Genomic DNA, 19,113 nt, shown 5'->3' with positions numbered 1-19,113 from the left:
AGGGGAGGGGCAGGGCAGGGCCTTCAGTCGCCCAGCGCGTCGGCCAGCCGGCGGCGCAGGGCCGGCACCAGATCCTCCTCGAACCACGGGTTGCGGTTCAGCCAGGCGGTGTTGCGCCAGCTCGGGTGCGGCAGCGGCAGGAAGGCCGGGCCGTACTCCCGCCAGTTCGCCACCGTTTCCGTCATCGTCGCCTTGCGCCGCTCGCCCAGGTAGCGCGCCTGGGCATACTGCCCGATCAGCAGGGTCAGCCGGACGCCCGACAGCGATTCCAGCAGCGGCGGGTGCCACAGCGGCGCGCATTCCGGACGCGGCGGGTAATCGCCGCCCTTGGGCATGGTGCCGGGATAGCACAGCCCCATCGGCACCACGGCGATGCGGGATTCGTCGTAGAAGGCGGGGCGGTCCATCGCCAGCCACTTGCGCAGCCGGTCGCCGGAGGCATCGTCCCAGGGGATGCCGCTGGCATGCACCCGCGCGCCGGGCGCCTGCCCGACGATCAGCAGGCGGGCGGTGGGGCTGCCGCGCAACACCGGGCGGCAGCCATGGGGCAGAACCCCCGCACACAGCGTGCAGGCGCGCGCCTTCGCGAACAGGCGGTCGAGATCCGAACCGCCCTCAACGGTTTCATCAGACAAGCGTCAGCAAATCCTGGACGAAGGCCGGCACCACCTGGGTCGCCGGACCGTGGATCGAGCTGTGGAAATAGGACGCGCCCTCCGACGGTTCCAGGTTCAGCTCGACCGTATAGGCGCCGGCCGAGCGCGCTTCCGCCACGAAGCCGGCGGCAGGATAGACATGGCCCGAGGTGCCGACCGACACGAACAGGTCGCATTCCTCCAGCGCCCGCTGGATGCGCTCCATCTGATAGGGCATCTCGCCGAACCACACCACGTCGGGCCGCATGCCGCCCTTGCGCCCGCAGGTCAGGCAATGGTCGTGCACCGACAGGTCGCCCTGCACCTCCACCACCGTGCGGCAATGCAGGCAGACCGCCTTCAGCAGCTCGCCATGCATGTGCAGCGGCGCAACAGACCCGCCGCGCTCGTGCAAATCGTCGATGTTCTGCGTCACCAGCAGGACGTTGCCCGTCCAGCGCCGCTCCAACTCCGCCAGCGCCCTGTGCGCGGCGTTGGGCTGCACCGCCGGGTCGGCGAGGCCGCGGCGGCGGTCGTTGTAGAAGCGGTGGACCAGATCGGGGTCGCGGGCGAAGCCCTCCGGCGTCGCCACATCCTCCAGATCGACCTGGCTCCAGATGCCGCCGGCGCAACGGAAGGTGTCCAGCCCCGACTCCTTGGAAATCCCCGCCCCGGTCAGGATGACGATCCGGTCGGTCGGTCGCAGGCGGTTGGTCAGGGCGGGAGCGGGCATGGGATCCCCTTAGCGGTTCGGAAACCGGTCATGTAGAAAACTGCTGCGGCGTACGCCCGTCACGCAGGGAAGTAAAGCCGCAAGAAACAGAGATAGGGGATACCGCAGGTGGTCAAGATCCTGTTCGTCTGCACGGGCAACATCTGCCGCTCGCCGACCGCCGAGGGGGTGTTCCGCCATCTGGCCGACCGCGCCGGGCTCGGCGCCCTGGTGAGCGCCGACTCCGCCGGCACCCACAGCTATCACGTCGGCGAGCCGCCCGATCCGCGCACGGTGCGCGCGGCGCTGGCCCGCGGCGTCGACCTGTCGGGCTTGCGCGCCCGCAAGGTGGCGGCGGCCGACTTCACCCGCTTCGACCATATCCTGGCGATGGACCACGGCCATCTGGCCCAGCTGCGCCGCATCGCCCCGCCCGGCGCCACCGCGGCGCTGCGCCTGTTCCTGGACGATGCGGCCGGCCCCATTGGACAGGAGGGGGAGGGGCGGGAGGTGCCCGATCCCTATTATGGCGGCCCCGACGGGTTCGAGCAGGTGCTGGACCTGTGCGAGGCCGGGTCGCGCGGCCTGCTGGACCGCCTGTAGCGCGAAAGCCGGTTTCCGATTCGCGAAAGCCTCGGGTAACGTCTCGCGGTTTCCCGGCTGCTTGATCTATGCTGTCGGGACAAGGCCCATTCGGAGCATCCCGTCACCATGACCAGCGCCACCACCGGCACGACCGCGCCCGGCGGAATCCTCGACGGCATCGTCCTGTTCGAGGCCTTCTCGCCCGAGGAGCGCGCGGCCGTGGCCTCGCGCGGGCGGGTGTTCGACGCCGCGGCCGGCACCGTCCTGATGCGCGAGGGCGACAGCGCCAGCTCGCTCTACGTCCTGCTGGACGGCACGGTGCGCGTGGTGCGCGACGATCCCTTCGGCGGTCAGGTGGAGGTCGGGTTCCGCCGTGCCGGCGACTGTTTCGGCGAAATGGCGCTGATCGACGGCGGCTCCCGCTCGGCCTCGGTCATCGCCGCCACGCCGGTCACGGTGTTCGAACTGGAACGCGACCTGTTCCTGTCGCTGATCTCCCCCTCGCCCGACCTGCTGGCGAAGCTGCTGCGCGAACTCAGCCGCATGATCCGCGAGGTGTCGGAACGGGTGGTGCGCGAGGATCTGGAGCGGCGCGCCCGCATCGCCGAATCGGCGCTGGCCCGCCAGCGCGCCATCACCCAGGCGGTGACCGGGCTGGCGCATGAGCTGAACACGCCGCTCGGCGTCTGCGTCACCGCGGCCAGCCATTTGCAGGATCTGGCCCGCCCCGGCAACGGCCCGCTGTCGACCGAGGAGCTGCGGGAGCCGGCGGCCCTGCTCGACGCCAACCTCACCCGCGCGGTGGAGCTGGTGGAGGCCTTTTCCGCCATCGCCGCCTGCCAGACCGCCGAACCGCTGGAGGCGCTGGAACTGCGCCGCATGGCCGAGGACGCGGCGAGCCTGTTCGCGGTCCAGCATCCCGACCTGCCGCTGGTCATCCGGATCGTCCCCGGCGCCGCCTGCCCGTGGATCGGCTATGCCCCGCATCTGGAGCGGGTGCTGCACCATCTGTTCGCCAACGCCGCCGCCCATGGCTATGGCGGCGGTCCGGGCGAGGCCGAGGTGGCGGTGGAGCCGGCGACGCTGGATGCGGTCCCGGCCTGGAACCTGATCGTCCGCGACCGCGGCGCCGGCATTCCGGCCAACAACCTGCCGACCCTGACCGACGCCTTCTTCACCACCGCCCGCAACCGCGGCCACAAGGGTCTGGGGCTGGCGGTGGTGTTCAACACGGTGACCGGCCCGCTCGGCGGCCGGCTCGCCATCGACAGCGTGCCGGGCGCCGGCACCAGCGTGACGATCACGGTTCCGCAGGAGCTGTGACGGGTGGGTTGACGCTACCCGGTGCGTTCAGCCGCCCGCTCTCCCCCGTGCCCCTCACCCATGCAGGGCGAGGCCCTTCACCGTCTTGTCCACCGCCTTCTTCGGCCCGCGCAACGCCAGCCCGACCAGATCGGGGGTATCCGGGTCCTCGGCCTGGAAGGCGGCGCGGTTGGCGGCGTCGTGGCCGGTGGTGAACATGGCGGCGACATAGGGCACCAGCGTCAGCCCCCGCTCCAGCGCCGCATCGCGGACGGCGCGCAGTTGGTCACGGTCGGCGGTGAAGATCAGCATCGGCTGGCCCAGCATGCGGCCATAGCGGCGGCCGGCACCGTCGACATACGCCTCGCCCAGCGCGTCCGGCGCCGCGGCGGCGATCCCGGTGGCGAGGAAGGCGGCGACGTTCAGCTTCTGCCAGACCGCCAGATCGGCGCGGACGACCAGCGCGACCTTGGTGTCGAAGCGGACGGGCGCGTCCATGGGGGTGGTTTCGGGCATCGGGGTATCGGGCATTGTGCTATCGGGCATTGGGCTGGCGGGCATGACAATCATCTCCTTTGCCCCTTCAGATGCCCGACGGCGGCGCCTCAGTCTGGAACGTTCGTGCACAGATTGCGGTAGGCGGCCGGCGTCAGGCCATAGGCGCGGCGGAACCAGCGGCCGAGATGGCTCTGGTCGGCGAAGCCGACCTCGGCCGCGACCAGGGCCGGCGCCTCGCCCTCGGCCAGCCGGCGCCGGGCGGTGCGCAGGCGCAGCCGGACCAGATAGGCGTGCGGCGACAGGCCGAAGGCGGCGCGGAAGGCGCGGTTCAGCCGGAACCGGTCGACTCCGGCCGCAGCGGACAGCTCGTCCAGCCCGACATCCTCGGCCATCCGGGCATGCAGCAACTCGCGCACCAGGGCGGCGGCGCGGTCGGGCTGCTGCGGCCGGCGCTCCTCCGGTGGTGCCAGATGGCCGGCCAGCCTCACCGCCAGCCGGTCCAGCGACAGGTCGCGGGCCAGCCGCCCTTCGCGCTGGTGCAGGGCCAGGAAGGCGGAGCGGATCGTCGCCGCAAGGCCGGGATCGTCGGCCAGCGTGTCGCGGAAGCCCAGCGGCAGGCCGGTTCCCCGCGGCATCAGGCTGCGCAGCGCCTCGCTGCGGGCGGTCAGCAGCGGCACCGGCAGGTAGAGCATGGCGTAGGTGAAGCCATCCTCCCCCGGGCTGTGGCCGTCATGGGCCTCGCCGGGTTCGATCAGGATGACGCGGCCGGGAACGCTGGTGTGCAGCCGCCGCCGGCAGCGGAACGCCTGCACCCCCTGCTCGGTGACGCCGACCAGCAGCTCGTCATGGTCGTGCAGGTCATAGGCATGGCCGCGGAAATGGGCGCGGATGGTCTCGATGCCGGTCTCCGCATCGCGGCGCACCGCCACCCAGTCGTCCTGTCCGCCGGCACGTCCTGCGTTGTGGTGCGATCCCATTCCCTCCCCCGAGGGGGAAGGGGCGGGGACGGCGCCAACCGCCTCCCGCCCTTTCCCCCGGCGTCCACTCCGTGTGGCGTGGATGGTCAGCCGAACCGCTTGGCGATCACCGCATAGGCGGCGCGCAGGCCCAGCGCCTCGCCACCCTCCGGACGACCGGGACGGGCCGAGCCGTTCCAGGCATAGGTGTCCAGATGCGCCCAGGGCGTTTCCTTCGACACGAATTCCTGAAGGAACAGCCCGGCGGTGATGGCGCCGGCGAAGCCGTTGGTGGTGACGTTGTTGATGTCGGCCACCTTGCTGTCCAGCCCCTTGCGGTAGGGCGCCCACAGCGGGAGCCGCCACATCGGGTCGTCCTCCGCGGTCCCGGCCTCGGTCAGGTCGGTGGCCAGCGCGTCGTTGTTGGACATCAGCGCCGGCAGGTCGGGGCCCAGCGCCACGCGGGCCGCACCGGTCAGGGTGGCGAAGTCGATCAGCAGCTCCGGCTTCTCCGAATCCGCCTCGGCCAGCGCGTCGCACAGGATCAGGCGGCCCTCGGCGTCGGTGTTGCCGACCTCGATGGTCAGGCCCTTGCGGGTTCTCAGCACGTCCTGCGGCTTGAAGCTGTCGCCGGAGACGACATTCTCCACTGCCGGCACCAGCACGCGCAGCCGCACCGGCAGCCCGGCCATCATGATCATCCGGCCGAGCGCCAGCGCATGCGCGGCACCGCCCATGTCCTTCTTCATGATCAGCATGGCCGAGGACGGCTTCAGGTCCAGCCCGCCGGTGTCGAAGCAGACGCCCTTGCCGACGATGGTCACCTTCGGATGGGTCGGGTTGCCCCAGCGCAGGTCGACCAGCCGCGGCGCCCGCGGGCTGGCGCGGCCGACGGCATGGATCGCCGGATAGTCGCGGTCGAGCAGGTCCTGCCCGACGATGACCTCCACCGCCGCGTCGAACTCCGCCCCCAGATCCTGCGCCGCCTGGGCCAGCTCGGCAGGACCCATGTCGCAGGCCGGGGTGTTCACCAGATCGCGCACCAGCCAGGTGGCGGTTGCCGCTCGCTCCACCTCGCCGCGGTCGGCCTCCGCCGGCCAGACCAGGGTGGCGAAGCCCTTCTCGGGCGGCTTCCGGTAACGGGTGAAGCGGTAGCTGCCGAGCGCCCAGCCCAGCGCCGCCCGCGTTGCCGCCCGCGCATCCAGCGCCGCGTCGATCCGGTAGGAGCCGGCGGGGAGCGAGGCGGGCAGGCCGGCGAAGGCCCACAGATCGTCGACCGCCGACACGCCGGCCAGCACGCGGGCGACGGCGCCGTCCGGTCCCGGCAGGAAGACGGTCGATCCGGCCTCGCCGGTGAAGCCCACGGCCTTGACCCAGGATGCCGTGGCCGGCGATTGCGCCGCCAGCCAGTCGGCGAGCCCGGCCTTGGTCACGGGGGTGAGGGCGACGGTGTCGGGACCGTCGACGGCAAGCAGGGTGGCGAGCAAGACGGGGAATCCTTTTCACGAGATCACGTCACGCATCCGATGCGGATGCCCATCCCCAAGGATGGCGCGGCCGGCCCCGGCTGGAAAGGGGTGGCGTGGAACGGAGTGAAACGCTTTTCGACTGGGTGTTTCCTTCGATCTGCATGGGTGTTGGGTGTCCGGTTCGTCGACCCGGTTCACCGACAGCGACGTTCACGGTATAAGGACCCGTGATCATCAACCGGCGTTGCCGTCTATGATTGTGCTCGACATCGCCACCGTGCTGTTTCTCTACCAGTCGTCACTTCTGGTGGGGGCGGCGGTATTTCTGTTCGCGCGGTTGCGGGATGTCCCCGCATCCGGGTTCGGCACGCTGGCGGCGGCATTTTCCCTGGTGGGGTTCGGCGGCGTCCTGGCCGGCTTCGGCGAGCATGCCATGCTGCCGAAGCCGGTCTGGACCCTGGGCAGCCTGATGCTGGGTGTGGTCGGGCATGGGCTGCTGGCGCTGGGGATCGAACGCCTGCGGTCCGGGCGCCTGCCGCGGGCGTGGCACCTGCTGGCGGTCTATCCGCTTGCGGTCTGGATCGTCGCCTGGGTGACCGGCTTCCACCTGGACAACCAGCTCCGCGCCGCCGTTTTCCATCTGAATGCGGCGCTTTGCCTGTTGCTGGCGGCGCGGATCGTGACGCGGCTCAGGCGGGTCGAGCAGTTGCCGTCCTGCCGGCCGCTGGCGGCCGTGCTGGCGCTCAGCGGGGTGTCGTTCCTGCTGGGGGCCGCGGCCATTCTCTTCGTCGCCGATTTCGTGTCCTGGCTGGCCTGGGAGTTCTTCATCCAGATCCTTGGCAATTTCGCCGTCTCGATCCTGATCTACAGCGTCGCTACCGACCGGGCGGAGCGCAAGCTGAGCCTGATGGCGGAACTCGACAGCCTGACCGGCATCGGCAACCGGCGCTGGCTGGAACGGATGATGCCCGGTCACCTCCGTCCCGGCGACACCGTCTTCTGCATCGACCTCGACCATTTCAAGCGGATCAACGACAGGTTCGGCCATGCCGCCGGCGACACCGTGCTGGTCGCCGTGGCGGCGACGCTGCGCAACCTGAAGCGCCCCGACGATGTGCTGGCGCGGATGGGCGGGGAGGAGTTCCTGCTGTTCCTGCCGGAATTGCGGACATCCGACGCGCTGCCGGTCGCCGAGCGGATCCGCGAGGCCATCCAGGCGATCCCGTTCCAGCACCAGGGAAGCGCGCTGGGGGTGACGGCCAGCATCGGCGTCGCCCAGGTCGCCCGGCCGGGGGAGACTTGGCCGGACCTCGTCCATGCCGCGGACATGGCGCTCTACGAGGCCAAGCGCGACGGCCGCAACCGCGTCGCGCACGCGTCACGGGTTCCCCAGGACCTCGTGCCGGCGTAAGAAGGGGATGACGGTTGCGCCAACGCGCAATCCGTCGCTTTGACTGTCCCCACCGTATTTCTTCCACGCGAAAGGTGCAGCCCGATGTCCGACCTGACCCTGGTGATTGGGAACAAGGCTTATTCGTCCTGGTCGCTGCGCCCGTGGCTGGCCCTCAGGCAGGCCGGGATCGCCTTTGCCGAGACCGTCATCCCCCTGCGCCAGCCGGACACCGCCGCGCGCATCGCCGAACGGTCGCCGTCGGGCCGCGTGCCCGCCCTGATCCATGACGGGCTGACCGTCTGGGACTCGCTGGCGATCTGCGAGCATGTGGCGGAACTGGCGCCGGAGGCCGGGCTGTGGCCGGCGGACCGGGCGGCGCGGGCGGTGGCGCGCTCGGTGGCGGCGGAGATGCATTCCGGCTTCACCTCGCTGCGCAGCACCATGCCGATGGACCTCAAGCGCAACCGCATGGGCCGCGGCAAGACCGAGGCGACCGCCGCCGACATCGCCCGGATCCAGGAGCTGTGGGACGACGCCCGCACCCACTTCGGCAGGCCTGCGCGCGGGCCGTTCCTGTTCGGCGCCTTCACCATCGCCGACGCCATGTTCGCCCCGGTGGTGACGCGGCTGGACACCTATAGCGTCGCGGTGTCGCCGGTGTCGCGCGCCTATATGGACGCCGTGCTGGACTTGCCGGCGATGCAGGAGTGGATCGCGGCGGCCAAGGATGAGCCGTGGGAACTCGAACCGTAAGAAAACGAACCGTAAGAAGACGCTGGGGGGGTGGGACCGCCGGACGCTTTGCGGCAGAATCGACCAGCAATGCCTGAATCCGGCAAGCACGCCCGGGGAGACCGCACCTAAGCTCCGATGCATGGACTTCACGAATGGACGTCACGAAGGAGCCTGTGCATGAGCAACCCGCCCACCCCGATGCCCACCGTCGTTCTCGTTCACGGCGCCTGGGCCGATGGTTCAAGCTGGCAGCGGGTCATCCCGCTCCTGCTTGAGAAGAATGTTCCCGTCGTCGCGGTGCAGAACCCGACGAGTTCGCTGGCCGACGACGTGAAGGCCACCCGGCAGGCGCTGGCCGGCATCGACGGCTCCGTCGTGCTGGTGGGACACAGCTGGGGCGGGGCGGTCATCACCGAGGCCGGAAACGATCCCAAGGTCAAGGCGCTGGTCTATGTGGCGGCCTTCGCGCCCAAGGCCGGCGAGACGCTCGGCGAGCTGGTGGGGGCGTATCCGCCGCCTCCGGGCCTGGGCAGGATTCGGGACGACGGCGCCGGCAATCTCACGCTCAGCGTCGAAGGCTGGATCGAGGATGTCGCGTCCGATCTTCCCGAAGCCGAAGCCCGCGTGCTCGCGGTGCTCCAACCGCCGCTGCCCGGCAGCACCTTCGGCGACAAGGTCACCCAGGCCGCCTGGGAGAGCCGCCCCAACTGGTACATCGTCTCGGCCGACGACCGGGTCGTCAGCGTCGAGCTGGAGCGGGAGTTCGCCCGGCGCATGGGCGCCAGGACCACCGAGCTGCAGGCAAGCCACCTCTCCCTGCTGTCGCGGCCCGACGCGGTGGCCGCGGTCATCCTGGAGGCCGTCCACAGCGTCGCTGGCGGCTGAAACCCGGCGGCTGAAACGGAAAACGGCGCGCCGTCCTGCCGGATGGCGCGCCGTTCTCATAGCCGCTCCTTACTCCCTCTCCCGTCCCGGGAGAGGGAAGGGGCCCATGCGGAGCATGGGAAGGGTGAGGGGGAATCCAAGGATCATAATCCATGTTCGGATACCCCCTCACCCTCCCCGCCTTTGGCGGGTCCCCTTCCTCTCCCGGGGCGGGAGAGGGCATTATCACTCCGCCGGGATGGCGCGCGGCAGGGTCACCGGCACGGCCAGACGGTGCAGCATCTCCTTCGGGACCACCTGCCAGAAGTGGCCGAGTTCACGCTGCCAGTCGTTGAGGATCTCGGCGGCGAAACGGCTCTGCGTCTCGGCGACGTGCTCCTCGATCAGGGCGCGGAGCTGGGCCTCGTAATGGGGCACCTCGATCCGCTGGAAGATGACGCTCTCCTCGTTGATGAAAAGCGGCAGCGAGTCCTCCGGGTCGTAGATGTAGGCCATGCCCCCGGTCATGCCGGCGCCGAAATTGTCGCCGACCTTGCCCAGGATCACCGCGGTGCCGCCGGTCATGTACTCGCAGCCGTTGGAGCCGCAGCCCTCCACCACGACGGTGGCGCCGGAGTTGCGCACCGCGAACCGCTCGCCGGCCTGGCCGGCGGCGAACAGCTTGCCGGCGGTGGCGCCGTACAGCACCGTGTTGCCGATGATGGTGTTCTTGTTCGACAGCAGCGGGCTGTTGGTGGCGGGACGGACGACGATGGTGCCGCCCGACAGGCCCTTGCCGACATAGTCGTTGGCGTCGCCCATCACCTCCAGCTTGATGCCCTGGACCGCGAAGGCGCCCAGCGACTGGCCGGCGGTGCCGCGCAGGCGGACGGTGATGTGGCCGGGCTGGAGCCCGAACATGCCGAACTTCCGCGTCACCATCGAGGACAGCCGCGTGCCGATGGCGCGCTGCGTGTTGCGGGCGTTGTAGGCGAGCTGCATCTTCTCGCCCTCCTCGAACAGCGGGCGGGCATCGGCGACGATGCGGGCGTCCAGCGTGTCCGGCACCTCGTTGCGGCCCTGGAGCGTGCAGTAGCGCGCGTTCTCGCCGGGATCGACCTGGGCCAGCAGCGGGTTGAGGTCGAGGTCGTCGAGGTGGGCGCCGCCGCGGCTGACCTGATGCAGCAGGTCGGTGCGGCCGATCACCTCGCTCAGCGAACGGAAGCCCAGCTTGGCCAGGATCTCGCGGACCTCCTCGGCCAGGAAGGTGAAGAGGTTGACGACCTTCTCCGGCGAGCCGACGAACTTCTCGCGCAGCTTCTCGTCCTGGACGCAGACGCCGACCGGGCAGGTGTTGGAATGGCACTGCCGGACCATGATGCAGCCCATGGCGATCAGGCTGGCGGTGCCGATGCCGTACTCCTCGGCGCCCAGCATGGCGGCGATGACGATGTCGCGGCCGGTCTTCAGGCCGCCGTCGGTGCGCAGCCGCACGCGGTGGCGCAGCTTGTTCAGCGTCAGGACCTGATGGACCTCCGACAGCCCCATCTCCCAGGGCAGGCCGGCGAACTTGATCGAGGTCTGCGGGGACGCGCCGGTGCCGCCGGAGTTGCCGGAGATCAGGATGATGTCGGCGTTGGCCTTCGCCACGCCGGCGGCGATGGTGCCGATGCCCGACCGGCTGACCAGCTTCACCGTGACCTTGGCGTCCGGGTTGATCTGCTTCAGGTCATAGATGAGCTGCGCCAGATCCTCGATCGAGTAGATGTCGTGGTGCGGCGGCGGGCTGATCAGCATGACGCCCGGCGTCGAGTGACGCAGCCGCGCGATCATCTCCGTCACCTTGAAGCCGGGGAGCTGCCCGCCCTCGCCGGGCTTGGCGCCCTGGGCGACCTTGATCTCCAGCTCGCGGCACTGGTTCAGGTACTCGGCGGTGACGCCGAAGCGGCCCGACGCCACCTGCTTGATGGCGGAGTTCCAGTTGTCGCCGTTCTTGTCGGGACGGAAGCGCGCCGGATCCTCGCCGCCCTCGCCCGAGTCGGACTTGGCGCCGATGCGGTTCATCGCGACGTTCAGCGTGCCGTGCGCCTCGGGCGACAAGGCACCCATCGACATGCCCGGCGTGATGAAGCGCTTGCGGATCGAGGTGATGCTCTCGACCTCGTCGACCGGAACGGCGGCCTTGGTGGTGCGGAACTCCAGCAGGTCGCGCAGCTGCATCGGCGGCCGCTTGTTCACCTGCTCGGAATATTTCTTGAAGGTGGTGTAGCTGTCGTTGGTGACGGCCTGCTGCAGGGTGTGGATGATCCCACCCTCCCAGCCATGGCGGTCGCCCGACTTGCGGAAGCGGTAGAAGCCGCCGACCGGCAGGGGCAGCGCCTCGCCGGCATAGGCCAGCGCATGCTGCTCCAGGACCTTCTTCTGGATGCCGTTGAGGCCGATGCCGGAGATGCGGCTGACCATCGCCGGGAAATGCTCGGCGACCAGGGCGCGGCTGAGGCCGATGGCCTCGAAGTTGCCGCCGCCGCGGTAGCTGCTGATGACCGAGATGCCCATCTTGGACATGATCTTCAGCAGGCCGTCGTCGATGGCCTTCTTGTAGTTCGTCATCGCCTTTTCCAGCGACAGCGAACCGAGCAGGCCGCGGCGCTGGCGCTCGGCCACCGCTTCCTGCGCCAGATAGGCGTTGACGGTGGTGGCGCCGACGCCGATCAGCACCGCGAAGTAATGGGTGTCCAGGCATTCCGCCGTGCGCAGGTTCAGCGAGGTGAAGGTGCGCAGGTTGGAGCGGATCAGGTGGGTGTGGACGGCACCGGTCGCCAGGATCGCCGGGATGGCGGCACGGGCCGGGCCCATCGCCTCGTCGGTCAGGGTGACGTGGTTGGCGCCGCCGCGCACGGCGTCCTCCGCCTCCTGGCGGATGCGGCGCAGCGCGTCGCGCAGCGCGTCGGGGCCGCCATCCACCGGGAAGGTGGCGTCGATCACCGCCGCGGTGTCGGCCATATAGTCCCGCATGGCGTGGAATTCGGCGGTGGTCAGCACCGGGCTGTCGAGTTGCAGCAACCGGGTCTGGCTCTCATCCTCGTCCAGGATGTTGCCGAGATTGCCCAGCCGCGTCTTCAGGCTCATCACCCGGCGCTCGCGAAGCGAGTCGATGGGCGGATTGGTGACCTGGGAGAAGTTCTGGCGGAAGAAGTGGTGCAGGCCGCGGTACTTGTCGGACAGCACGGCGATGGGGCTGTCGTCGCCCATCGAGCCGATGGCCTCCTTGCCGTCCTCCGCCATCGGGTGGAGGATCAGCTCCATGTCTTCCATGGCGAGGCCGAAGGCCATCTGGCGACGGCGCAGCTCCTCCTTCTCCATGTTCGACGGCTCGCCCTTCAGCGCGGCGGTCTTCACCAGCTCGTCCAGATGGGTGGTGTTCTTGACCCACTGGCCCCACGGCTTCTGGCTGGCCAGATGGTCCTTCAGCTCACGGTCGTTGAACAGCTTGCCGGCCTGGAGATCGACGGCGATCATCTCGCCCGGGCCGAGGCGGCCCTTCTCGACCACCTGGTTCTCCTCGATCTTGACCATGCCGGTCTCGGAGCCGCCGATGATCAGGCCGTCGGTGGTGATGGTGTAGCGCATCGGGCGCAGGCCGTTGCGGTCCATGCCGCCGACGACCCAGCGGCCGTCGGTCATGGCGAGCGCGGCCGGGCCGTCCCACGGCTCCATGACGGAGTTGCAGTAGGCGATCAGCGCCTTGTGGTTGTCCGGCGTGGTCTGCGAGCTGGTCAGCGCCTGCGGCACCAGCATCATCTTGACCATCGGCGCCGTGCGGCCGGCGCGGACCATCACCTCGAACACGCTGTCGAGCGCGCCCGAGTCCGACAGGCCGACGCCGATCACCGGCTTCAGGTCGCCCATGTTGGCGCCGAACACCGGATGCTCCATCCGGGTCTCGTGCGCCTTCATCCAGTTGACGTTGCCCTTCAGCGTGTTGATCTCGCCGTTGTGGGCGAGCATGCGGAAGGGCTGGGCCAGCGGCCAGGTCGGGAAGGTGTTGGTCGAATAGCGCTGGTGGTAGATGGCGAAGGACGACTCGAAGCGCTCGTCGGTCAGGTCCGGATAGAAGGTGGACAGCTGTTCGGCGAGGAACATGCCCTTGTAGATGATCGAGCGCGCCGACAGCGAGCAGATGTAGAAGTCGTTGATCTGCTCGCCATGCACCGCCTTCTCGATCCGGCGGCGGATGATGTAGAGGTCGAGTTCGAACTGCTCGTCCGACACGCCCTTGGCGTTGCCGATGATGATCTGCTCGATCTCGGGCCGGGTCGCGTTGGCCTTCTCGCCGATGATGTCGACGTTGATCGGCACCTGGCGCCAACCGTAGATGTAGTAGCCGAAGGCCAGGATCTCGGTCTCGACGATGCAGCGGCAGGCTTCCTGGGCGTCCAGGCTGATGCGCGGCAGGAAGACCTGGCCGACCGCCAGATTGTTCTCCGGCGGCAGGTGGCCGATGATCTTGACGTGGTCCTTGAAGAACTTCTGCGGCACCTGGACATGGATGCCGGCGCCGTCGCCGGTCTTGCCGTCGGCGTCCACCGCACCGCGGTGCCAGACCGCCTTCAGGGCTTCGATGCCTTTTTCGACCACCGAGCGGCGGGGCTTGCCGTCGATCGCGGCGATGAAGCCGACGCCGCAGGCGTCGTGCTCGTCGGCCGGATTGTAGGCGTGGGCAGTGGTCAGCGCCGCGGCGTTGGCGCGGAAATCGGCGACGAACTGCTCACCCTGGTTCAATTCGGTGGTCATGGAACGACCCTTTCACAGTCTGGACGTTGACCTGGGGGGCCGAAGGGAAGGCCCCCTGGGGTAGACGGTGTTCTGATAGCGGAAGGAAGGAGCGGCTTACTCGGCCGCGACGGCCAGCTTGGGCGCGCCGACGGTCTGGGCGTAGGCGTGCATGGCGTCGGCGGCGTCGCGGCCGTCGCGGATGGCCCACACCACCAGGGACGCGCCGCGGACGATGTCGCCGGCGGCGAAGACGCCGTCCAGGCTGGTCATCTTGGTGCGGTGGTCGACCAGCAGCGTGCCCCAGCGGGTGACGGTCAGGTCCGGCGAGCCGAACATGCCCGGCAGATCCTCCGGCTCGAAGCCCAGCGCCTTGATGACGAGGTCGGCCGGCTCGGTGAAGTCGGAGCCCTCGATCACCTGCGGGGTCTGGCGGCCGGTGGCGTCGGCGACGCCCAGATGGATGCGGACGGCGCGCACGCCGGTGACGACATCGGTGCCGGTGAAGGCCTCGGGTGCTGCCTGCCAGACGAACTCGACGCCTTCCTCCTCGGCATGCGCCACTTCGCGCTGCGAGCCCGGCATGTTCTTGCGGTCGCGGCGGTACAGGCACTTGACCGAGGTGGCGCCCTGGCGGATCGCCGTGCGCACGCAGTCCATCGCGGTGTCGCCGCCGCCGAGCACCACCACCTTCTTGCCGGCGGCGTTCAGCGAGCCGTCCTCATAGGCCTCCATGGAGTCGCCGAGCCCGACCTTGTTGGAGGTGGTCAGGTATTCCAGCGCCGGGACGATGTTCTTCAGCCCCGAGCCGGGGGCCTCGATGTCGCGGGCCTTGTAGACGCCGGTGGCGATCAGGATGGTGACGTGGCGCTCGCGCAGCTCGGCCAGCGAGGCGTCGCGGCCGACCTCGAAATTGGAATGGAAGATGACGCCGGCATCGGCCAGGCGCTGGACCCGGCGGGCGACGACGTCCTTCTCCAGCTTGAAGCCGGGAATGCCGTAGACCAGCAGGCCGCCCATGCGGTCGTAGCGGTCGTAGACATGGACCTCGTAGCCCTTGGCGCGCAGCTCCTCGGCGGCGGCGAGGCCGGCCGGGCCGGCGCCGACCACGCCGACCGACAGGCCCAGCTCGCGGACGGGGGTGCGCGGCTTGACCCAGCCGTTTTCCCAGGCGGTGTCGTTGATGTACTTCTCGACCGAGCCGATGGTGACGGCGCCGTGGGTCGACTGCTCGATGACGCAGTTGCCCTCGCACAGCCGGTCCTGCGGGCAGATGCGGCCGCAGATTTCGGGGAAGTTGTTGGTGGCCTGGGAGACCTCGTAGGCCTCTTCCAGACGGCCCTCGGCGGTCAGCTTCAGCCAGTCCGGGATGTTGTTGGAGACCGGGCAGTGCACCTGGCAGAAGGGAACGCCGCACTGCGAGCAGCGGTTGGCCTGCTCGCCGGCGCGCTCGTTGCTGAAGCGGGCGTAGATCTCGGCGAAGTCCTGGCGGCGGTCGGCGGCAGACCGCTTGTCGGGCATCTTCTGCGCGGTGTGCACGAAGCCCAACATTTTCTGGTTCGCCATGACGTCTGCTCCTTGCTTCGCGGCCCCGCCCGCTGTCGCGGGGGCATCGCCTTGCTGGGCCTGACCGGGGGCTGCGGCTGTGGCCTACACCGTCCGGATGGGTTGAAATCGAACGTCCGCGAAGTGGCGGACGCTCGTCATATAACGCATGCGCCCACCCCGCGAAAGCACAAAAACACCGATAGGTCCGGTTTGTTGACCTTTTCTTCCGCAAGGCTGTAATGCGTGGGTGTGGCGGTGGGGTGTCACAAAAACGCGACAGAAAATTAGTCCCAATTCAGGACTATCGCCCGAATAGGGGTACCGACCCCACGCCATCGCCAACCCTGGCCACGGCCTGCTATAAGCGCTGCAACATTCACCGTGCCGAAGGCTGCGTGCCGCGATGATGATCGATCAATATCTGGACGCCACCCTCCTGGGGCTGATCGAGGGGCTGACCGAGTTCCTGCCCGTCTCCTCCACCGGCCACCTGATCATGCTGGACGAACTGCTGGGCTTCGAGGGCCCGCCCGGCAAGGTGTTCGAAGTGGTGATCCAGCTCGGTGCCATCCTGGCGATCTGCGTGGTCTATTTCCAGCGGCTGTGGCATGTCGCCACAGGGCTGAAGGACGATCCCGGCGCCCGGCGCTTCGTGATGGCGGTGGTCATCGCCTTCCTGCCGGCGATGGTGCTGGGCGCCGGCCTGCACGGCATCATCAAGTCGGTGCTGTTCAACCCCACCGTGGTCAGCATCGCGCTGATCGTCGGCGGCATCGCCATCCTGCTGGTGGAACGGCTGATCCCGGTCGCCCGCTATCACCGAATCGAGAACTTCTCCGCCCCGCTGGCGCTGAAGATCGGCTTCTGCCAGTGCCTGGCCCTGGTGCCGGGCGTGTCGCGCTCGGGCGCCAGCATCCTGGGCGCCCTGCTGATGGGCGTCGACCGCAAGGCGGCGGCCGAATTCTCCTTCTTCCTGGCGGTGCCGACCATGGCCGGCGCCACCGTCTACGACCTCTACAAGAACTGGTCGGTGATGAGCCTGGACAGCGGCCTGCTGATCCTGGTCGGCTTCGTCACCGCCTTCATCGCAGCAGCATTGGTGGTGAAGACGCTGGTCGATTTCGTCGGCCGCTACGGCTTCACCCCGTTCGGCTGGTACCGCATCGCCGTCGGCACCGGCATGCTGGCGTTCCTGTATCTCTGACCTGCATCCCGGATCCGCACTGGGCCCCGGCGGCAGGCATCGGCCGCCGGGGAACGGAAATCCGGGCGGATCCCCCGAAATCAGCGGGCCGCGACCAGCATGTGATGGACCGAGATCACAATATAGGGGTCGTCGGTCTCGTCATTCCCCGACATGTAGATTGTGCCGGGAGGTGGCGAATGAGTCTTTGGCACGTAGGCGATGGTGCCGAGCGCACGACCATGAGCAGCGGTCACGACCAGCATTTCCTCGCCGCGGAGCATCACGCGTCTATTGGGGCTGTAGGGCGCCTGTATGGCCCGAAGCAGGGCAGCGTGCAAAGCCGCGGCCCCATCATCGTGCGCCGGAAAGGCGACGGAGTCGAAATCGACGAAAACCGGCCTTATCATTGATCCCCGCCGCGCTGAATCCCTGAAAACTGTTCGTTAACACAGGGCCGACCGCAACGGCAAAGAGAAGCAGTGGCAAATTGGCGCATTCCGGGCGAACGGCTCGCCGGACCGGCTCGCGCACTCAGCCCTGCATTCAAATGGATGTTGCACCCCAGGTAGCCAACGCATGGTCGAGCGCTTCGGCAAGCTCCGGCGTTTCCGGAGGTTGAACCACGATGGCGGCCGAATCGAAATAGCCGCGGCTGGGATCGAACAGTTCGGCGCGTGTCGCCAGCCGACGGCCTGGCAGGGAGCCGGGCGGGGGTTCGGACGCCGTGCGGGACATTCGCTTTCCCAGCACCAGCGGCTGCGATTTCAGCGGTTTCGGACTGCGGGCCAGGGCAGGCGAGGCCGGTCCGGAGCTTTCCCGGCCGCTGGTCCGACCGCTGCCGGTGTCGGGCTCTGCCGGGGCCTCCTGAAAGCAGAGGGCCGCGTCGTCGCGCTGTTGCCTATTCCGAATCACGGCCGAATCCTTACAGGCGCTGGCGTCATCGGAAAACAAAGCTCGACGCCGACCAGGGCCTCTGTGGAGAGGGATCGCTCTCTCAAAGATATGAGAGCGTCGGGAAGGATATGAAAGCAAGGGCTGCCTGTCAAATAGGCAAATAAAGGATTGACTTTTAGGATTTTCTTGGATCTTGCGGCTTACCGTTGTTGCGGCACCGCACGGGCCGCGGCGGCGGCCATGCCCAGCGCCAGCAGCGCGATCATCGCGAAGGCGGTGGCGAGGCTGGTCGCCTCGGCGATGAAGCCGACCAGCGGCGGACCGGCCAGCACGCCGGCATAGCCCATGGTGGACACCGCGGCGACCGCATGGTCGGGATGACCGCTGTCCACCGACCCCGCCGTGCTGAACAGCACCGGGACGATGTTCGACAGGCCGATCCCGGTCAGCCCGAAGCCGACCATCGCCAGCACCGGCACTCCCCCCGCGACGATCCCCCCGGCCAGCACGCAGCCCAGCCCGGCCGTGGCCAGCAGCCCGCCGGCACGCATCAGCGTCGCCCCGCCGAAGCGGTGGCGCAGCCGGTCGCCGCTGAACCGCCCGGCCGCCATGGCGGCGCAGAACACGCCGAACCCCATGCCGGCGATGGAGGCCGGCGCGCCCAGATCGTCGCGCAGATGGATGGCGCTCCAGTCCAGGATGGCGCCCTCGCCCATGAAGGCCATGGCGGCGAGCAGGCCGAGCAGCAGGGTCTTGCGGTCGGGCAGAACCAGCCCGCCGCCGCCGGCGTTGCGGTCGGGCAGGAAACGCCCCTGCAAGGCCAGGAACAGCACCAGAAGCCCGGCCGACACCAGCGCGGCCTGCGCCGCCGGGGCCATCAGCGGCAGCAGCAGCCCGCCCAGACCGGCGCCCGCCAGCCCGCCGAGACTCCACATCCCGTGCAGCGACGACATGATCGGCCGGCCCATCCGCCGCTCGACCAGCGCGCCCTGCGCGTTCATCGCCACGTCCATGGTGCCGCCCGACGCGCCGAACAGCGCCAGCACGATGCACAGCGTCGCCACGTCCGGCACCAGGGAGGGCAGGGGAAGCAGCCCGGCGAACAGCAGGGCGGTCACCCGCGTCACCGGCGCGCTGCCCAGCCGGCCCAGCAGCGGCCCGCTGGCGATCATCGCCGTCAGGGCGCCGACGGCAAGGCAGAGCAGGGCGGCACCCAGCACCGCCGGGCTGAGGTCCAGCCGGTTCTTCAGCAGGGGGATCTGCGTCGCCCACACGCCGAAGACGGTGCCGTTCAGGAAGAAGGCGGCGACGGTCGCCCAGCGCGCGGCCGATGCCTGTTCCGCCATCCGGCCCGACACGCCCCGGATATCCTCTGCTCCCGTCATCGCCGTTCCCGCCGTAAGTGAACCGCCCACATGACGGCGGCGGCGGGGGAATTCAAGCGGCGTTGGGGCAGGCGTGCCATGCCCGCGGCGGCGGTCCCCCCGGTCCCCCGGTCCCCTCAACGCGAAAGCCCCGGCGCGGGGGCCGGGGCTTTCGGAAGGCACTGGGAACGGAGCCGCC

The 19,113-nt window shown here is 69.1% G+C and carries 16 protein-coding genes; 6 read left to right on the top strand and 10 right to left on the bottom strand.

Translation table 11 applies throughout. The annotated features are described in order from the left end of the window. Positions 1-23 precede the first annotated feature (23 nt). Together CRT60_RS34380 and cobB are read right to left on the bottom strand one after the other, a co-directional pair. The gene (locus CRT60_RS34380) at positions 24-635 is read right to left on the bottom strand and encodes a uracil-DNA glycosylase family protein (protein ID WP_098740822.1); all 612 of its coding nucleotides are present in this window, start codon (positions 633-635) and stop codon (positions 24-26) included. Continuing rightward, positions 628-1,368, bottom strand: coding sequence for a Sir2 family NAD+-dependent deacetylase (cobB, locus tag CRT60_RS34375; RefSeq protein ID WP_098740821.1), 741 nt, complete (start codon positions 1,366-1,368; stop codon positions 628-630). The genes CRT60_RS34380 and cobB overlap by 8 nt, the downstream gene beginning before the upstream one ends. 108 nt (positions 1,369-1,476) lie before the next feature. On the opposite strand from cobB, the gene CRT60_RS34370 reads away from it, so the two are divergent. Together CRT60_RS34370 and CRT60_RS34365 are read left to right on the top strand one after the other, a co-directional pair. Next, on the top strand, positions 1,477-1,950 hold the full coding sequence (locus tag CRT60_RS34370) for a low molecular weight protein-tyrosine-phosphatase (protein WP_098740820.1): 474 nt from the start codon (positions 1,477-1,479) through the stop codon (positions 1,948-1,950). A 108-nt stretch (positions 1,951-2,058) separates the two neighbouring features. Beyond that, positions 2,059-3,255 carry a sensor histidine kinase gene (locus CRT60_RS34365; protein ID WP_098740819.1) on the top strand — a complete coding sequence of 399 codons (1,197 nt, stop codon included), beginning with the start codon at positions 2,059-2,061 and terminating at the stop codon, positions 3,253-3,255. 54 nt (positions 3,256-3,309) lie between these two features. Here the strand turns inward: CRT60_RS34365 and CRT60_RS34360 are convergent, their stop codons facing one another. The 3 genes from CRT60_RS34360 to CRT60_RS34350 form a co-directional block, all read right to left on the bottom strand. Beyond that, a complete protein-coding gene (locus tag CRT60_RS34360) occupies positions 3,310-3,732 on the bottom strand; it encodes a DUF2000 domain-containing protein (protein WP_098740818.1) in 423 nt (140 codons plus the stop codon). Between the two features lie 107 nt (positions 3,733-3,839). Then, positions 3,840-4,709 carry an AraC family transcriptional regulator gene (locus CRT60_RS34355; protein ID WP_098740817.1) on the bottom strand — a complete coding sequence of 290 codons (870 nt, stop codon included), beginning with the start codon at positions 4,707-4,709 and terminating at the stop codon, positions 3,840-3,842. An 86-nt stretch (positions 4,710-4,795) separates the two neighbouring features. After that, on the bottom strand, positions 4,796-6,175 hold the full coding sequence (locus tag CRT60_RS34350; RefSeq protein WP_098740816.1) for a leucyl aminopeptidase family protein: 1,380 nt from the start codon (positions 6,173-6,175) through the stop codon (positions 4,796-4,798). 235 nt (positions 6,176-6,410) lie between these two features. On the opposite strand from CRT60_RS34350, the gene CRT60_RS34345 reads away from it, so the two are divergent. The 3 genes from CRT60_RS34345 to CRT60_RS34335 all read left to right on the top strand — a co-directional run bounded on the left by CRT60_RS34345 (position 6,411) and on the right by CRT60_RS34335 (position 9,170). Next, complete coding sequence (locus tag CRT60_RS34345) at positions 6,411-7,568, top strand: GGDEF domain-containing protein (RefSeq protein ID WP_098740815.1); 1,158 nt, start codon at positions 6,411-6,413, stop codon at positions 7,566-7,568. 84 nt (positions 7,569-7,652) lie between these two features. Next, a complete protein-coding gene (locus tag CRT60_RS34340) occupies positions 7,653-8,303 on the top strand; it encodes a glutathione S-transferase family protein (RefSeq protein WP_098740814.1) in 651 nt (216 codons plus the stop codon). A gap of 159 nt (positions 8,304-8,462) precedes the next feature. Further along, a complete protein-coding gene (locus CRT60_RS34335) occupies positions 8,463-9,170 on the top strand; it encodes an alpha/beta fold hydrolase (protein ID WP_204562118.1) in 708 nt (235 codons plus the stop codon). 225 nt (positions 9,171-9,395) lie between these two features. Here the strand turns inward: CRT60_RS34335 and gltB are convergent, their stop codons facing one another. After that, positions 9,396-13,943, bottom strand: coding sequence for a glutamate synthase large subunit (gene gltB, locus CRT60_RS34330; RefSeq protein WP_098740812.1), 4,548 nt, complete (start codon positions 13,941-13,943; stop codon positions 9,396-9,398). A 96-nt stretch (positions 13,944-14,039) separates the two neighbouring features. Beyond that, positions 14,040-15,488 (bottom strand): NAD(P)-dependent oxidoreductase, encoded by a 1,449-nt coding sequence (locus CRT60_RS34325; RefSeq protein WP_098740811.1) that lies wholly within the window; start codon positions 15,486-15,488, stop codon positions 14,040-14,042. A gap of 385 nt (positions 15,489-15,873) precedes the next feature. On the opposite strand from CRT60_RS34325, the gene CRT60_RS34320 reads away from it, so the two are divergent. Further along, the gene (locus CRT60_RS34320) at positions 15,874-16,674 is read left to right on the top strand and encodes an undecaprenyl-diphosphate phosphatase (protein WP_098740810.1); all 801 of its coding nucleotides are present in this window, start codon (positions 15,874-15,876) and stop codon (positions 16,672-16,674) included. A gap of 80 nt (positions 16,675-16,754) precedes the next feature. Here CRT60_RS34320 and CRT60_RS36365 read toward each other — a convergent pair whose 3' ends face one another. From CRT60_RS36365 to CRT60_RS34305, 3 genes are all read right to left on the bottom strand, one after another. Beyond that, the gene (locus tag CRT60_RS36365; protein ID WP_204562116.1) at positions 16,755-16,937 is read right to left on the bottom strand and encodes a hypothetical protein; all 183 of its coding nucleotides are present in this window, start codon (positions 16,935-16,937) and stop codon (positions 16,755-16,757) included. A 262-nt stretch (positions 16,938-17,199) separates the two neighbouring features. Next, complete coding sequence (locus CRT60_RS35965; RefSeq protein ID WP_143273438.1) at positions 17,200-17,607, bottom strand: hypothetical protein; 408 nt, start codon at positions 17,605-17,607, stop codon at positions 17,200-17,202. A gap of 143 nt (positions 17,608-17,750) precedes the next feature. Continuing rightward, positions 17,751-18,935: an MFS transporter gene (locus CRT60_RS34305; protein WP_098740807.1), complete on the bottom strand. Its 1,185-nt coding sequence runs from the start codon at positions 18,933-18,935 to the stop codon at positions 17,751-17,753. Between the last annotated feature and the right edge of the window lie 178 nt (positions 18,936-19,113).

Source organism: Azospirillum palustre (genome assembly GCF_002573965.1).
Classification (GTDB): Bacteria; Pseudomonadota; Alphaproteobacteria; order Azospirillales; family Azospirillaceae; genus Azospirillum; species Azospirillum palustre.
This window is presented reverse-complemented; position numbering and strand designations above follow the sequence as displayed.

Coding starts and splice junctions, on each gene's coding strand:
- cobB (WP_098740821.1), bottom strand. CDS start 1,368: ATGCCCGCTCCCGCCCTGACCAACCGCCTGCGACCGACCGACCGGATC.
- CRT60_RS34365 (WP_098740819.1), top strand. CDS start 2,059: ATGACCAGCGCCACCACCGGCACGACCGCGCCCGGCGGAATCCTCGAC.
- CRT60_RS34360 (WP_098740818.1), bottom strand. CDS start 3,732: ATGGACGCGCCCGTCCGCTTCGACACCAAGGTCGCGCTGGTCGTCCGC.
- CRT60_RS34355 (WP_098740817.1), bottom strand. CDS start 4,709: ATGGGATCGCACCACAACGCAGGACGTGCCGGCGGACAGGACGACTGG.
- CRT60_RS34345 (WP_098740815.1), top strand. CDS start 6,411: ATGATTGTGCTCGACATCGCCACCGTGCTGTTTCTCTACCAGTCGTCA.
- CRT60_RS34340 (WP_098740814.1), top strand. CDS start 7,653: ATGTCCGACCTGACCCTGGTGATTGGGAACAAGGCTTATTCGTCCTGG.
- CRT60_RS34335 (WP_204562118.1), top strand. CDS start 8,463: ATGAGCAACCCGCCCACCCCGATGCCCACCGTCGTTCTCGTTCACGGC.
- gltB (WP_098740812.1), bottom strand. CDS start 13,943: ATGACCACCGAATTGAACCAGGGTGAGCAGTTCGTCGCCGATTTCCGC.
- CRT60_RS34325 (WP_098740811.1), bottom strand. CDS start 15,488: ATGGCGAACCAGAAAATGTTGGGCTTCGTGCACACCGCGCAGAAGATG.
- CRT60_RS34320 (WP_098740810.1), top strand. CDS start 15,874: ATGATGATCGATCAATATCTGGACGCCACCCTCCTGGGGCTGATCGAG.
- CRT60_RS36365 (WP_204562116.1), bottom strand. CDS start 16,937: ATGCTCCGCGGCGAGGAAATGCTGGTCGTGACCGCTGCTCATGGTCGT.
- CRT60_RS34305 (WP_098740807.1), bottom strand. CDS start 18,935: ATGACGGGAGCAGAGGATATCCGGGGCGTGTCGGGCCGGATGGCGGAA.